The sequence below is a fragment of the Streptomyces sp. WMMC500 genome (assembly GCF_027497195.1).
Classification (GTDB): domain Bacteria; phylum Actinomycetota; class Actinomycetes; order Streptomycetales; family Streptomycetaceae; genus Streptomyces.
This window is the reverse complement of the sequence record NZ_CP114905.1, coordinates 216,016-229,154: the sequence shown is the minus strand read 5'-3', so window position 1 is coordinate 229,154 and position 13,139 is coordinate 216,016. Positions and strand designations below refer to the sequence as shown.

Annotated in this window: 11 protein-coding genes; 6 read left to right on the top strand and 5 right to left on the bottom strand. The window is 72.3% G+C overall.

Features of this window, described 5'->3' with window-relative positions; genetic code table 11:
- Positions 1–230: 230 nt before the first annotated feature.
- Both O7599_RS01000 and O7599_RS00995 read right to left on the bottom strand, forming a co-directional pair.
- A complete protein-coding gene (locus tag O7599_RS01000) occupies positions 231–1,070 on the bottom strand; it encodes a carbohydrate-binding protein (RefSeq protein WP_281620126.1) in 840 nt (279 codons plus the stop codon).
- A 90-nt stretch (positions 1,071–1,160) separates the two neighbouring features.
- Positions 1,161–2,075: a helix-turn-helix domain-containing protein gene (locus tag O7599_RS00995; protein ID WP_281623242.1), complete on the bottom strand. Its 915-nt coding sequence runs from the start codon at positions 2,073–2,075 to the stop codon at positions 1,161–1,163.
- Positions 2,076–2,171: 96 nt separating this feature from the next.
- Here O7599_RS00995 and O7599_RS00990 point away from each other — a divergent pair, with 96 nt between their 5' ends.
- Both O7599_RS00990 and O7599_RS00985 read left to right on the top strand, forming a co-directional pair.
- Positions 2,172–3,146: a LysR family transcriptional regulator gene (locus O7599_RS00990; RefSeq protein WP_281620125.1), complete on the top strand. Its 975-nt coding sequence runs from the start codon at positions 2,172–2,174 to the stop codon at positions 3,144–3,146.
- A gap of 139 nt (positions 3,147–3,285) precedes the next feature.
- Entirely contained in the window at positions 3,286–4,635 is a 1,350-nt protein-coding gene (locus O7599_RS00985) for a carbohydrate-binding protein (RefSeq protein WP_281620124.1), read from the top strand.
- A gap of 305 nt (positions 4,636–4,940) precedes the next feature.
- Here the strand turns inward: O7599_RS00985 and O7599_RS00980 are convergent, their stop codons facing one another.
- From O7599_RS00980 to O7599_RS00970, 3 genes are all read right to left on the bottom strand, one after another.
- Positions 4,941–6,272, bottom strand: a complete 1,332-nt coding sequence (locus O7599_RS00980) for an amidohydrolase/deacetylase family metallohydrolase (RefSeq protein ID WP_281620123.1) — start codon at positions 6,270–6,272, stop codon at positions 4,941–4,943.
- 58 nt (positions 6,273–6,330) lie between these two features.
- Complete coding sequence (locus O7599_RS00975) at positions 6,331–6,840, bottom strand: RidA family protein (RefSeq protein WP_281620122.1); 510 nt, start codon at positions 6,838–6,840, stop codon at positions 6,331–6,333.
- Positions 6,841–6,933: 93 nt separating this feature from the next.
- The gene (locus tag O7599_RS00970) at positions 6,934–8,499 is read right to left on the bottom strand and encodes an aminotransferase class V-fold PLP-dependent enzyme (protein ID WP_281620121.1); all 1,566 of its coding nucleotides are present in this window, start codon (positions 8,497–8,499) and stop codon (positions 6,934–6,936) included.
- A 361-nt stretch (positions 8,500–8,860) separates the two neighbouring features.
- Between O7599_RS00970 and O7599_RS00965 the strand changes: the two genes are divergently transcribed.
- From O7599_RS00965 to O7599_RS00950, 4 genes are read left to right on the top strand one after another with little or no spacing between them, the layout of a single operon-like run.
- A complete protein-coding gene (locus O7599_RS00965; RefSeq protein ID WP_281620120.1) occupies positions 8,861–9,925 on the top strand; it encodes a LacI family DNA-binding transcriptional regulator in 1,065 nt (354 codons plus the stop codon).
- Positions 9,922–10,878: a sugar ABC transporter permease gene (locus tag O7599_RS00960; RefSeq protein ID WP_281620119.1), complete on the top strand. Its 957-nt coding sequence runs from the start codon at positions 9,922–9,924 to the stop codon at positions 10,876–10,878. The genes O7599_RS00965 and O7599_RS00960 overlap by 4 nt, the downstream gene beginning before the upstream one ends.
- On the top strand, positions 10,878–11,732 hold the full coding sequence (locus O7599_RS00955; RefSeq protein ID WP_281620118.1) for a carbohydrate ABC transporter permease: 855 nt from the start codon (positions 10,878–10,880) through the stop codon (positions 11,730–11,732). The genes O7599_RS00960 and O7599_RS00955 overlap by 1 nt, the downstream gene beginning before the upstream one ends.
- Complete coding sequence (locus O7599_RS00950) at positions 11,729–13,081, top strand: sugar ABC transporter substrate-binding protein (protein WP_281620117.1); 1,353 nt, start codon at positions 11,729–11,731, stop codon at positions 13,079–13,081. Before O7599_RS00955 ends, O7599_RS00950 begins: the two co-directional genes overlap by 4 nt.
- Positions 13,082–13,139: the final 58 nt, after the last annotated feature.

Below are 13,139 nucleotides of genomic sequence, written 5' to 3'. Positions count from 1 at the left end.
GAACTTTTCTACGACTGAGTAACCAGAGGATCGCGGCGGATTGACACCCCGTCAAGACGCGGGGGAGCGCTTTCCGGCCGGGTGCGGAGCCGTCGACGGAGAACGGGAACGGGAACGGGGACGGGCCGCGCCGCCGCGGGCCGGGGAGGTGGGCCCCGGGCGCCGCGGCGGCGCGGGTCTGGGTGCGGCCGGGCCGGATCACGGGGGGGATCACGGCCGGGCCGCGGCTCTCAGGCGGCCTGCCAGAGCGCGGGCACGTGCGGCGGCTCCCAGCCCGGGGACGCCGTGTGCGCCTGGAGGCAGCGGTAGGTGACGTTGCCGTACGTGACGGTGTCACCGGGCCGGTAGGAGGTGCCGGCCGCCCAGGTGCCTCCGGGCGGGTCAGGCGGGTCGGGGTTCTGCCGGACGTTGAGCACGAAGTCGAACGTGCCCTCCTTGCCCCCGGCCACGTCCCGCACCGTCATGAGCAGCGACGGGTGGAAGATCGTGTCGGTGTTGTTCCGCGGCTCGTTCGGGAAGTAGAGCTGCGTGGTCAGGATCGGGTTGTTCGGCGCCTGCACCTTGACGTGGATGTGGCGGGTGCGGCCCGGGTACAGGCCCGGCACGATCGTCTGCAGGCTGAACCTGCCCTGCGCGTCGCTGTACTGGTGCCCGCGGAAGCGGTAACCGGCGTTGTCGTACGCGCCGTTCACGTCCGCCTGCCAGAAGTCCAGCAGCGCGCGCGGGATCGGCTGGCAGGTGAGCCCGAAGACGTACCCGCTGACGGTCAGCCGGGTGCCCGGCGTGCCGGGCTCGACCAGCGACGTACGCTGCGGCGAGTTGGGCTTGAAGTACGGGCCCTCGGTCTGCTGCCGCGTCGGCGGGTCCCCGGGTTCGCACGCCTCCGGCGTCGGGGTCAGCTCGCGGCCGGCGGCCACCTGGTCGCGGGCGAGGACGGGGGCGGCGCCGCCGACGAGCAGCGGCAGCGGCGCGGCCACGAGCGCGGCCTTCAGCAGGTCCTTGCGGCGGATCCCGGGCTTCTCCTGCTCCTCGGCGGCCTCGTCCGGTGCGGACTTGTCCTGGTCTGTCACGGCTTCACGGCTCCTCGGTCGGGGGAGTGGGGTCGTGAACCCCGCGTCCGTACCGGCGCGGTGACGCCGCTCAGCGGGGCGCCAGTGACGCTATTCGGACGCGCCGGGGCAGTCGATGGACAGAATCCGGCGATCGTGGTGATCCGCACGGGTACCGCGGCGGAAGTCGCCCGGGCTGCTGCCGGTCTCCCGGCGGAAGAACCGGCTGAAGTACGCGGGGTCGGAGAACCCGGCCAGCCTGGCCACCTGACGTACGGTCAGGTCGGTCGCGGCCAGCAGCCGCTTGGCCTCGCGGGCCTGCGCCTGCCTGATCAGACGGCCCGGGGTGAACCCGGTGACCCGCTTGACCGCCTCGTTGAGGTACCCCACGGACACGCCCACGCTCGCCGCGCAGCCGCGTACGGACAACTCGGCCACCGCGGGACCCGGTTCGGCCAGCAGCCGGTCGAACCGCCGGGCGATCTCCGCGGCCCGGCCCGCCGCCGGCCCCTCGGCGCCGTCGCCGTCCCGGGGCGCCGTACGGGCCGTCCGGGAAAGCCGGTCCGCGCGGATGAGCAGCACGTGCAGATACGACTGGAGCACGCTGATGAAGCCGGGGGCCCGGCCGGTGTACTCCCGTGCCATCTCGGCGAAGAGCGCCGCGAGAATCCCCGCGTCGCGCCGTCCGGGGCTCAGCCAGGAGATCCGGGACAGCTCGCGCAGCCGGTCCCGGTCCTCGGGGGTGGGCAGCAGGAAGTCCTCGGTGAAGATCATCACCCAGCCGTCCAGGCCGGCCGCCCGTTCCCAGTGGTGCACCTGCCCCGGGGTGACGATGGCCAGGTGCGGCGGGGCGATCGGCCATCTGCGCTGGTCCACCACGTGGTGGCCGCGGCCGGAGCGGACGTAGACGATCTCGTGGAACGTGTGCCGGTGCGGGAAGCCGGCGCGGGACAGCGGGCCGATCGAGTCGAACGACCCGAGGGCGAAGGGGAGGACCTCCGGCGCGGGGACCTCCAGCCGGTGCATGGGGACGGGGTCTGCGGACACCTCGTGTTCACCCTCCTCGACATTGGTCCGGACCAAAAGGTTGCCGGGGCCGCCGCAGGACCGCAAGCTGACCGCATGGACCTGGAGTTGCGGCACCTGAAGACCATTCGGGCCATCGCCGAGGAGGGCAGCCTCACCCGGGCCGCCACCGCGCTCGGGCTCGCCCAGCCCGCGCTGAGCGCACAGTTGAAGCGCATCGAGCGCGCACTCGGCGGCCCGCTCTTCGACCGGGGCAGGTACGGCGTGCGCCCGACGGCGCTCGGTGAACTCGTCCTCGACCGCGCCCGGGTGCTGCTGCCCGGCGTGCTCGAACTGCAGCAGGACGCGGTGCGGTTCGCGCGCGCGTGGGGCGGCATGCCGCGCTTCCGGCTCGGCGGCACCCACGGCCCGCTGCTCGGCGGCCTCATCGACCGGGTCGCCACCGCGCACCCGGCGACGCCCGTGACAACGTACACCCGCTGGTCGGTGCGCGAGCTGGCGGGCATGGTCGCGGAAGGCCGGCTGGACTTCGTGCTGATCGGCGTCTGCGGTGACAGCCGGCCGCCGCTGACCGACCGGCTGGTGTGGCAGAACGTCGGCACCGACCCCGTCTTCGTGATGCTCGCCGCGGAACACCCGCTCGCCGAGCGGCGCCAGATCGAGCTGCGCGACCTGGCCGGGGAGAACTGGACCGACGTCCCGGGCGACGGCTGCTTCGGCGACTGCTTCGCCGCGGCCTGCATCCGCGCCGGGTTCACGCCCGCCTCCGTGTACGAGACCGACAGCGCGTCCTGCGTCCATCTGGCCCAGGTGGGCCGGGCGGTGGGGCTGTGCCGGGCGACGTTCCCGCCCGCTCCCGCTCTCGCCACCCGGCCGCTGGTGGGGCACCCGCTGAGCTGGCGGCACCTCATCGGCTGGCACCCCCAGTCGCCCGCCGCCGGCACCGCCGCGGCGGTCACCGGCTACGCCCGCGCGGCGCACGCCGAGGCCGCGCGGCGCAGCCGCAGCTACCGCGAATGGCTGGAGGCCCACCCGGACTTCGGCACGGCCCCGGCCCCGGTCACCGTCTGACGGCGCCCGCCCGCGCCGGCGCAGGTCGCGCCCGCCGGCGCGGGTTCCATAACGCGATGGCAAGGGCGGACTGGTATCTGCCGACCTGACGTGCCCATGGCTACGGTTTCGCGGTAATCACGAAACCAAGGAGACTTCCATGCTCCACAAACGGGTCATGGGCGCAGCCGGCGCCACCGTCGCCATCGGCGCGCTCGTCCTGGCCGGGCTCCAGGGATCGGCCTTCGGGTCCGACTCCGCTGGCACGCCCGACTCGGCCTCGGGGCAGTACTCCCCGGGCCTGCTCAAGGCGATGCAGCGCGACCTCGGCCTCACCGCGGGTCAGGCCGAGAAGCGGCTCGCCAACGAGAGCGAGGCCGGCGCCGTCGCCGGCTCGCTGCGGCTGTCGCTGGGCAGCAGTTACGGGGGAGCGTGGGTGTCGGGCAAGACCTCCGCCGACGTCGTGGTGGCGACGACCGACGCCACCGAAGCGCGGAAGATCACCGACGCTGGAGCCCGGGCGAAGGTCGTCGACCACAGCCTCGCCCAACTGGACGCGGCCAAGGCCGGCCTGGACCGGATCGCCGAACGCTCCGCGCCCGCACACGTGCCCGTCTGGTACATGGACACCGTCGCCAACCGCGTGGTGCTGCACACCTCCAGGCCCGCCGCCGCCGAGCGCTTCGCGGCCGCGGCCGGGGTGGAGGCGAACCTGCTGAAGATCCAGCGGTCCGACGAGAAGCCCCGTACCTACGCGGACATCGTGGGCGGCGACGCCTACTACATCGGCTCCGGCAGCCGCTGTTCCGTCGGCTTCTCGGTGACCCGCGGCGGCGGCCAGAACGGCTTCGTCACCGCCGGCCACTGCGGCCGCACGGGCGCCACCACCACCGGCGTCAACCGGCAGGCCCAGGGCAGCTTCCAGGGCTCGACCTTCCCCGGCCGCGACTACGCCTGGGTCGGCGTCAACAGCCAGTGGACGCCCACCCCGACGGTCAACGGCTACGGCACCGGCACCAAGCAGGTGCAGGGCTCCACCGAAGCCGTCGAACGCGCCTCGGTGTGCCGCTCCGGCTCCACCACCGGCTGGCACTGCGGCACGATCCAGCAGCGCAACACCAGCGTCACCTACCCGCAGGGCACGGTCAGCCCGGTGACCAGGACCAACGTCTGCGCCGAACCCGGCGACTCCGGCGGCTCGTTCATCTCCGGCAGCCAGGCCCAGGGCATGACCTCCGGCGGCTCCGGCAACTGCAGCAGCGGCGGCACCACGTACTTCCAGCCCGTCAACGCCGCCCTGCAGGCCTACGGGCTGACCCTGACCACCACCGACGGCGGGCCGACCGACCCGCCCACCGACCCGCCCGGCGGCACCTGGTCCGCGGGCACCGTCTACCAGGCCGGTGACACCGTCACGTACGGGAGCACCACCTACCGGTGCCTCCAGGGCCACCAGGCCGTGCCGGGATGGGAGCCGCCGAACGTGCCGGCGCTGTGGCAGGCCGTCTGACAGAGGGCAGGACGGCACCACCGCGGCGCCGCGCGCGGACCGGCCGAGACAAGGGGACGAAGACGCCGCGGCGGCATGCGGCCGGAGGGACCCTGGGGGTGTGCCCTCCGGCCGTGCCGCGTCCCGGCAGCCGGTCTCCGGACGGTGTGCACCCGCGTGCCCTGCCCGGCCCCTGCGGCCCGGCCGGGCCGCAGGCGTCTTCGGGACACGACGCCGGGCGGGCGGCGCTGAGCCCCGGAGGGTGGTCCCGGCCGGCCCGGCCGGGACCACCCTCCGGGGCGGGGAGGGAGGGTGGTTCTCCTGCGTCAGTGCTCGTGGTCCCCGGCGGCGTTCTCCGGCGGGTTCGCCCCCGGGTACCACTCCGGCGCCGCCTGGCCGTTGAGGTCCCAGACGACCTCGCCGGCGCGCACGGTCGTCTCGGCGACCAGCTTCTTGTTGCCGTCGATCCGCCAGCCGAAGCTGTCGACGAAGCCGAAGTCGCCGCGCTCCAGGGTGAACACCGCGATGTCCGCGGGCGCACCGACCGACAGATGGCCCAGCTCGGGGTGCTGGATGGTCTGCGCCGGCTTCCAGGTGGACGCCTCGACGACGTCCTCCAGCGGCATGCCGAGCGTCAGGAACTTCGACATGACGTTGGACAGGTCCTTCATGCCGCTGTTCATGCTGGAGATGTGCAGGTCCGTGGAGATGACGTCGGGCGTGAAGCCCTCCTTCATCCCCGGCACCGCCACGTCCCAGGAGAAGCTGCCGCCGCCGTGGCCGACCTCGAACACGATCCCGCGGTCGCGGCCCTTCTGCATGGCCGGGTTGAGCTTGCCGTCCTCGCCCAGCTCACCGCGGAGGCCCGAGTACATGTGCGAGTAGATGTCGCCCGGGCGCAGCTTCTCGGTGAGCAACTGCGAGAGCGGGCGCGCCTCGCTGTCGGCGCCGAAGTCGATCATGGCCGGGATGCCGGCTTCCTCACCGGCCTCGACGGAGCGCTCGACCGGGTCCCACTCGGGGCCGTTGTAGTGCGCCGTCTTGATGCCGACGATGGTCTCCGGGTACTCCTTCGCCACCTTGGCCGCGACGTCGGCCTTCATGTCCTCCAGGTCCTGCTCGTACGGGTGGCCGGCCATGCCCTTGCCGACGATGTTCAGGAACGCCAGGACCCGGGTCTTGGACTTGTCGATGACCTCTTCCTTGAACTGCGCGAAGTTGCTCGCGCCGGACGAGCCGGTGTCCACGGCCGTGGTCACGCCGGAGCGGAGCGTGAAGCCGTCGGGCGCCACGCCGTTCCAGCCGTTGGCGTAGTCCTGCTTCGGCCCCGGGAACATGTGCGCGTGCATGTCGACAAGGCCGGGGGTGACGTACTGGCCGCGGGCGTCGACGGTCTTCTCCGCCCCCGAGGCGTCGATGTGCCGCGCCACCTTGGCGATCTTGCCGTCCTTGACGGCGACGTCGCGGACGCCGTCGATGTCGTTCTTCGGGTCGATGACGTGGCCCCGCCGGATGACCAGGTCGTACGCGGCACCCTTGTCGTCCTTCCCCTCGGCCGGGGCGTCCGCGGGCGCCGTGGCGCCCACGGTGGAGGCGCCCAGTACGAGGGTCAGCGCCGCGGGAAGTACCGTCCAGGAAACTCGCGATCTCACGTGCATGCCGGCTCGATTCCCCATCTCTGTGTCGGGTGGTGGTGGCGCGTGCGATACGGGGCCGTCAGATGACGGCGATGCAGTCGATCTCGACCAGGGAGTCGCCGGGGATGCCGGCGGCGGCGGCAATGGTCGTGCGGACGCCCGGCTCCTTGCCCCAGCGGCCGAGGAAGACCTCGTTCATCCCGGTGTAGTCGTCCAGGGTGTTGAGGTACACGTTGACCTTGAGGACCTTCTCCATGGACGAGCCGACCGACTCCAGGTAGCGCTCGATCTCGTTGAGCACGTGGTCGGTGTGCGAGCGGATGTCGCCCTCGAAGTGCGCGCCGATGCCCGAGATGAAGACCATGTTGCCGTAGGTGACGATCGGGCTGAACAGCGGGTTCTCCGGCGGCTCGCTGCCGTCGGGGTAGTGGACCTCCTTGCGCGGCCGGCCGTGACCGTGGCCCCTGCCCCTGCCCTCGGCCTGGTCGCCGTCGGCGGCCATCGCCTGGCCGCCGGCGACCACCGGCACGGCGGCCACCGCGGCCACCGGGGCCGCCTTGCGGATGAAGTCCCTGCGGTTGGAGGACATGCGTTTACTCCTTGTGGATGTTCGGTGCATGACACGTGGGGGTACGGGGCCGCGCGCGCCGGCCGCGGCTGACCGGCCGGCACGCGCCGGCCGTCAGGACCGGGTCGCGGTCCAGGAGCCCTTCAGGTACTCGCCCATGTCGAGTTCGCCGCTGATCTCGTCGCCGTCCACGGTGCCGGTGAAGGTGTAGCTCAGCGAGTCGCCGTGCTCCTCGCCGTAGCTGCTGCGCACCGTGACCTGCTTGCCGCTGACGCTGCCGGAGGCCGGGCGGCTGACGAACTCGCCGGCGTGTGTGCCGGTGACCTTCGCGCCGTCCTGGGCCAGTTCGAGCTTGTGCGCGCTCGACGTGCCCGCGGCGTACGTGATCTCCACCGACCAGGTGCCGGCCACGTCCACGGTCGGCGGCTTGGGCGACTCCGGCGCGGGCGGCGGGTCGCGCAGCATCCGGACGAGTTCGTCGGAGATGGTCCGCCAGTCGCTGGGCTCCATCATGTACGGCGTGATGGACACCCCGGTCTGGTCCGGGTCGGAGCCGCCGGTGGCGTTGAGCGCGATGCGCGGCTCGCCGTTCCACATCGCGTTCATGATGGTGGAGCCGGTGACCTCCTTGCGCTTGGCGCTCCACAGGATGCGCAGCGAGGGGGTCCGGTTCGACAGCCCCTCGGGCTGGGTGATCTCCGTGGTCACCCCGCTCACCGACGAGACGCGGCGGGATATCTGCTTGAGCCAGCTCGTCCACTCGGCGTACTCGGCGTCGTGGTCGCGGCGGACCCACATCTCGACGGCCGCGAGCATGCCCATGGCCTCTTCCTTGCCGACCTTGAAGCCGCGCGCGTAGCCGTGGTGCGGGGCGCTGTGCACCCACGCGGCCCGTACGAGGTCCTCGCGGCCCAGGATCAGACCGGCCGACTGCGGGCCCCGCATGCACTTGCCGCCGCTGTAGCCGACGAGGTCGGCGCCGCGCTCGATGTGCACGTTGGGGATGGTGAGGATCTCCGCGGCGGCGTCGACCAGCAGCGGGACCCCGGCGGGCTTGGTCACGGACGCGATCGTCTCGGTGTCCAGCTCGCTGTCGTCCACGCGCGGTCCGGCCATGATGTAGACCAGAGCGGTCTGCGGGCCGATGGCGGCCTGCAGTTCCTCCTTCGTCTCGACCTGGACGACCTTGAGGCCCACCGCGCTGATCGCGGCCTCGTAGACGTTCCGCGAGTGCCGCGGGATGATCGCCTCGGTCTTCTGGAACCCGGTCAGGTCCGGGATGTTGACGTGCAGGTCCGGGTTGCCGCCGGCGGTACACGCCGCCGCGGCGTGCGTGAGACCCGCCGAACACCCGGCGCTGACCAGCCCGAACTCCGTCTGGGTGAGCTCGCCGAGGCGGCGGCCGACGGCGTCGGCCAGCTCGTCGAGCTGCACGTACTGCCGCGCCGCCGCGTCGATCGCGTCGCGTACCTCGGGCAGCATCAGCGAGCCGCTGAGCACGGTGTACGTTCCCCGCGCGTTGATCAGCGGGCGGACGCCGATGCGGCCGTAGACGTCCCTGGGGCGGCCCTTGTCCTGGCCCGCCGCGGACGGCGCCCCGGACGTGGCCGCGAACGCTTCACCCGCCAGCAGCGGACCAAGCGCGAGTGCTCCCCCGGCCGCCGCGCCTCTTCCGAGCATGGTGCGACGAGAAAGTGCCTCAGCAGGCATACCGGCCCCCTGTCACCTCGTAAGTTGTGGTGCCGTAGACGTTAGAAAGATCGTGAGTCGGCGTTAAGGCCCTCTTTCCGATGCGGCTATTCGGAACCCGGATCCTGCCCAGTCAGCCCGCGACTTGGGCTTCTCCGGCGCCACCGCCCGCGGGGCGCACCGCGCGCCGCCTGCCGCGTTCCGCCCCGGCGAGACGCAGATCACATGTGTACGGCCATTGACGGCCCGGTGACACGAGAGGACCATACGTAAACGTTTCCAGCGGTTGTAAACCTTTACAGGAGCGCCTCGTCGGGGCCGGCCGCGTACGCGACGCAAAGGGGCGAGTGCGATGTCCTCCGGGGGGCCACCCACGATCGTGTCGATCGCCGAACGGGCCGGGGTGTCCATCGCCTCCGTCTCCCGCGTCCTCAACGGGCTGGGCGCCCGGCCCGAGACCGAGGACCGGGTCCGGCGCGCCGCCGCCGAACTCGGCTACGTGCCCAACGCCGTGGCCCGCTCCCTGAAGGACGGCCACACCCGCCAGTTGACCTTCGCCGTGCCGGACATCGGCAACCCCGTCTACGTCGCGATGGTCCGCGAGATCCAGGCCGTCGCGAAGGCCGCCGGCTACCGCCTGCTGCTGCACTCCACCGACGCCGACGTCGCCGACGAACTCGGCGTCGTCCGCAGCCTCGCGGACCGCACCAGCGACGGTCTCGTCCTCGTGCCCATCCGGATCACCCCCGCGCACGTCGAGGCGCTGACCGCCGCCCCCGGCCCGGTCGTCGTCATCGGCTCGCTGCCCGACGGCGTGCCCGTCGACGCCGTCCAGGCCGACTCCGTCACCGGTGCCGAACTGGCCGTACGCCACCTCGTCGAGACCGGCCGCCGCCGCATCGCCTTCGTCAACGGCCCCGTCGACACCGTCCCCGGCGGCAACCGCGGCCGCGGCTACCGCGCCGCCCTCGCCGCCTGCGGCATCCCCTACGACCCGGGCCTGGTCGCCACCACGGACTTCGGCGTCGGCGCCGGCGCCCGCGCCACCGCCCGGCTGCTGGACCTCTGTCCCGGCCTGGACGCCGTGTTCTGCGCCAACGACCAACTCGCCATCGGCGCCGTCCAGGCGCTGCACGCCCGCGGCCGGCGCATACCCGAGGACACCGCCGTCGCCGGCATGGACGACAGCGACCTGGCCGTCGCCGCCTGGCCGCCGCTGACCAGCGTCGACCTCGGCGCCGGCGAACGCGGGCGGCGCGCCGCCCGGATGCTCCTGGAACGGCTCGGGCCGGGCGGCGGCGAGCCCGTCCCCGCCCGGCGCACGACCGCCGCGCCGCGGCTCGTCGTGCGCGGCTCCACCTCCCCGGGCGCCGCGCCCGCGGGCTCCGACGAGCAGGAAGGCGCGAGGTCCGCATGAGCGTCGCCGCACCACCACCACAGAAGGCCGCGGGCCGCGGCACCCCGCCACCGCGCACACCACGCGCCCGCAAGGCCGCCCTCGGCCTCGACGGCGGCACCTGGTTCCTGCTCCTGCCCGCGCTCATACCCATACTCGTGCTGAGCGTCGGCCCGCTCCTCTACGGCGCCTCGCTGGCGTTCACCGACGCGCAGGCCGGCCGCACCGAGCCCACCGAGTTCATCGGCCTGGAGAACCTCGCCGACCTCCGGCAGGACACCCTCTTCTGGGACTCGTTCCGCATCGGGCTCATCTGGGCGGTCTGCGTGACCACCCTGCAGTTGGTCCTCGCGCTGGGCCTGGCCCTGCTGCTCAACCAGAACCTTCGCTTCCGCTGGTTCGCGCGCACCCTGGCGCTCGTGCCCTGGGCGATGCCCGAGGTCGTCGTCGGCATCATGTGGCGGCTGGTCTACCACCAGGACGCCGGCATCCTCAACGAGACGCTGAGCCGGCTCCACCTCATCGACGAGAACGTCGACTGGCTCACCAGCCTCTCCCTCGCCCTGCCCGCCGTGATCGCGGTGGGCGTCTGGGCCGGCATGCCGCAGACCACGGTCGTGCTGCTCGCCGGGCTGCAGAACGTCCCGTACGAGCTGAAGGAGGCCGCGGCCCTCGACGGCGCGGGCGTCTGGCGCCGCTTCACCTCCGTCACCTGGCCGGCGATCAAGCCGGTGGTCATCGCCATCACCGCGCTCAACTTCATCTGGAACTTCAACTCGTTCTCTCTGGTCTTCGTCCTCACCCAGGGCGGTCCCGGCGGCGAGACCCGGCTGCCGATGCTCTTCGCGTACGAAGAGGCCTTCGCCTACGGCCAGTACGGCTACGCCGCCGCCATGGGGCTGGCGATGATCGCGGTCATCGCGGTGTTCCTGACCCTGTTCCTGCGCAAGCGACTGAAGGAGGAGGCGAACTGATGAGCAGCCCAACGAGCCTGCGCACCAAGCGCGCCGCCGGCCGCACCGGGCAGTATCTCGCGCTGCTGGTCTACCTGGTCTTCCTCGCCTTCCCGCTGGTGTGGCTGATCTCCACGGCGTTCAAGTCGCCGCAGGAGCTGGGGAAGATCGACCCCACCTGGATCCCCCAGGACCCCACCCTGGAGAACTTCCGCGCCGCCTTCGACGCCCAGCCGCTGCTGCGCTCCGCCGCCAACAGCCTCGTCGTCGCCGGCAGCGCCGCCCTCATCGCCGTCGCCATCGCCGTGCCCGCCGCGTACGCGATGGTCCGCCACCGCTCGAAGGTCACCACCGCCGCCACGGGCTGGATCCTGGTCAGCCAGATGTTCCCGTTCGTGCTCGTCATCATCCCGCTGTTCATGCTGCTCAAGGAAGCGCGGATGATCGACTCGCTGCCGGGGCTGATCCTCGTCTACGTCGTGTGGAACCTGCCCTTCTCGCTCTGGATGCTCCAGGGCTACGTCAAGGCGGTGCCCGTCTCCCTGGAGGAGGCCGCCGCCGTGGACGGCGCGGGCCGGCTGCGCACCATCCTCAGCGTGGTGCTCCCGCTGCTCACCCCCGGCCTGGTGGCGACGCTGATGTTCTCCTTCGTCACCGCCTGGAACGAGTTCTTCTTCGCCCTCGTGCTGCTCAAGTCCCCGGAGAATCAGACGATGTCGGTCATCCTCACCCAGTTCCTCGGGGCCGAGGGCGTCGTGGACCTCGGCCCGCTCGCCGCGGCCGCCACCCTCGCCACCATCCCCAGCCTGCTGTTCTTCGCGCTGCTCCAGCGCCGGCTGGTCAGCGGGATGCTCGCCGGGGCGGTGAAGGGATGAGGCCCGCGGCGCGCATCCGCCGTGCCGCCGGCGCAGCCGGCGCCGCCGCCCTGAGCCTGGCGTTGCTGGCCGGGCTGGCCGGCTGCAGCGGCGACGGCGGCTCCGACGACGGCACGGTGACCCTCGACTACCTCAGCCTCGCCTGGCAGAAGGAGTCCGTCGCGGCCAACAAGCGGCTCGTCGAGGAGTGGAACGCGGAGCACCCCGAGGTCCAGGTCCGCTACGTGCAGGGCATCTGGGACACCGTGCACGACCAGTTGCTGACCTCCTTCGAGGGCGGCGAGGCGCCCGACATCATCCACGACGCCGCCGACGACCTCACCGACTTCGCCTACGGCGGCTACCTCGCCGACCTCACCGACCTGCTGCCCCAGTCGCTGCGCGCCGACATCCCGGAGCAGTCGTGGCAGACGACGACCATGAACGGCGGCATCTACGGCGTCCCCTTCCTCCAGGAGCCGCGGATGATGTTCGCCAACACGGCCCTGCTCGAGGAGTCGGGCGTGCGGGTGCCGACGGTGGCCGACCCGTGGAGCTGGCGGGAGTTCGAGGACGTCGCGAAGAAGCTGACCGCCGACACCGACGGCGACGGCACGACCGACCGGTACGGCGTGGCCTGGGGCATGAAGGAGCCCGTCAGCCAGTCGGTGAACCTCTCGCTGTCCACCGGCGGCGGGCTGTTCTCCCGGGAGCAGACCGACGACGGGCCGAAGAACCGCATCGCCTACGGCCCCGCGGACTCGGCCGTCGCCGAGACCATCGACCGCCAGGTCAACGAGGACCACACCGCGCCGCGCAGCAGCCTCGGCATGTCCGGCTCCGACACGCTGCCCGGCTTCTTCGCCGGGCGGTACGCGATGGTGCCGCTCAACTTCTCCTACCGCCAGCTCGTCACCCAGCAGGCGCCCGACGACTTCGGCTGGTCGGTGCTGCCGATGCCCGCGGGTGACGGGCCGGCCGGCGGGCTCGCGCAGGGGGTCAGCCCGCAGACGCTGTCGGTGGCCGAGGACAGCGACCACCGGCAGGCGGCGGCGGACTTCATCGCCTTCATGACCCGGCCGGAGCACATGGCGGAGCTGGCCGTGGGCGACTGGATGCTGCCCACCGGCGCCCAGGCGCTCAAGGATCCGGCGCTGAACACCGAAGAGTACGGGTGGCGTACGGGCGTGGAGGTGGCCCGCTCGCTGCGGCCCGCCCCGGTGCTCGGAGTACGGGGGTATCGCGAGTGGTCGGACAAGATCGCCACACCGGCGTTCCAGCGGTACTTCAACGGCGACACCGACCTGGACGAGCTGCGCGAGTCGCTGGTCGAGGACGGCAACCTCGTCCTCGACCGGTACCAGAGATGAGGCCGGCGGCCGGCCGGGGCGTACGAGCAGGCACCCGAACCACACCCGCAGGCGCACG

Excerpts from the sequence above, each read along its gene's own strand:
- O7599_RS00995 (WP_281623242.1), bottom strand. The coding sequence starts at position 2,075 with ATGCACCGGCTGGAGGTCCCCGCGCCGGAGGTCCTCCCCTTCGCCCTC.
- O7599_RS00955 (WP_281620118.1), top strand. The coding sequence starts at position 10,878 with ATGAGCAGCCCAACGAGCCTGCGCACCAAGCGCGCCGCCGGCCGCACC.
- O7599_RS00950 (WP_281620117.1), top strand. The coding sequence starts at position 11,729 with ATGAGGCCCGCGGCGCGCATCCGCCGTGCCGCCGGCGCAGCCGGCGCC.
- O7599_RS00970 (WP_281620121.1), bottom strand. The coding sequence starts at position 8,499 with ATGCTCGGAAGAGGCGCGGCGGCCGGGGGAGCACTCGCGCTTGGTCCG.
- O7599_RS00990 (WP_281620125.1), top strand. The coding sequence starts at position 2,172 with ATGGACCTGGAGTTGCGGCACCTGAAGACCATTCGGGCCATCGCCGAG.
- O7599_RS00960 (WP_281620119.1), top strand. The coding sequence starts at position 9,922 with ATGAGCGTCGCCGCACCACCACCACAGAAGGCCGCGGGCCGCGGCACC.
- O7599_RS00975 (WP_281620122.1), bottom strand. The coding sequence starts at position 6,840 with ATGTCCTCCAACCGCAGGGACTTCATCCGCAAGGCGGCCCCGGTGGCC.
- O7599_RS00980 (WP_281620123.1), bottom strand. The coding sequence starts at position 6,272 with ATGCACGTGAGATCGCGAGTTTCCTGGACGGTACTTCCCGCGGCGCTG.
- O7599_RS00985 (WP_281620124.1), top strand. The coding sequence starts at position 3,286 with ATGCTCCACAAACGGGTCATGGGCGCAGCCGGCGCCACCGTCGCCATC.
- O7599_RS00965 (WP_281620120.1), top strand. The coding sequence starts at position 8,861 with ATGTCCTCCGGGGGGCCACCCACGATCGTGTCGATCGCCGAACGGGCC.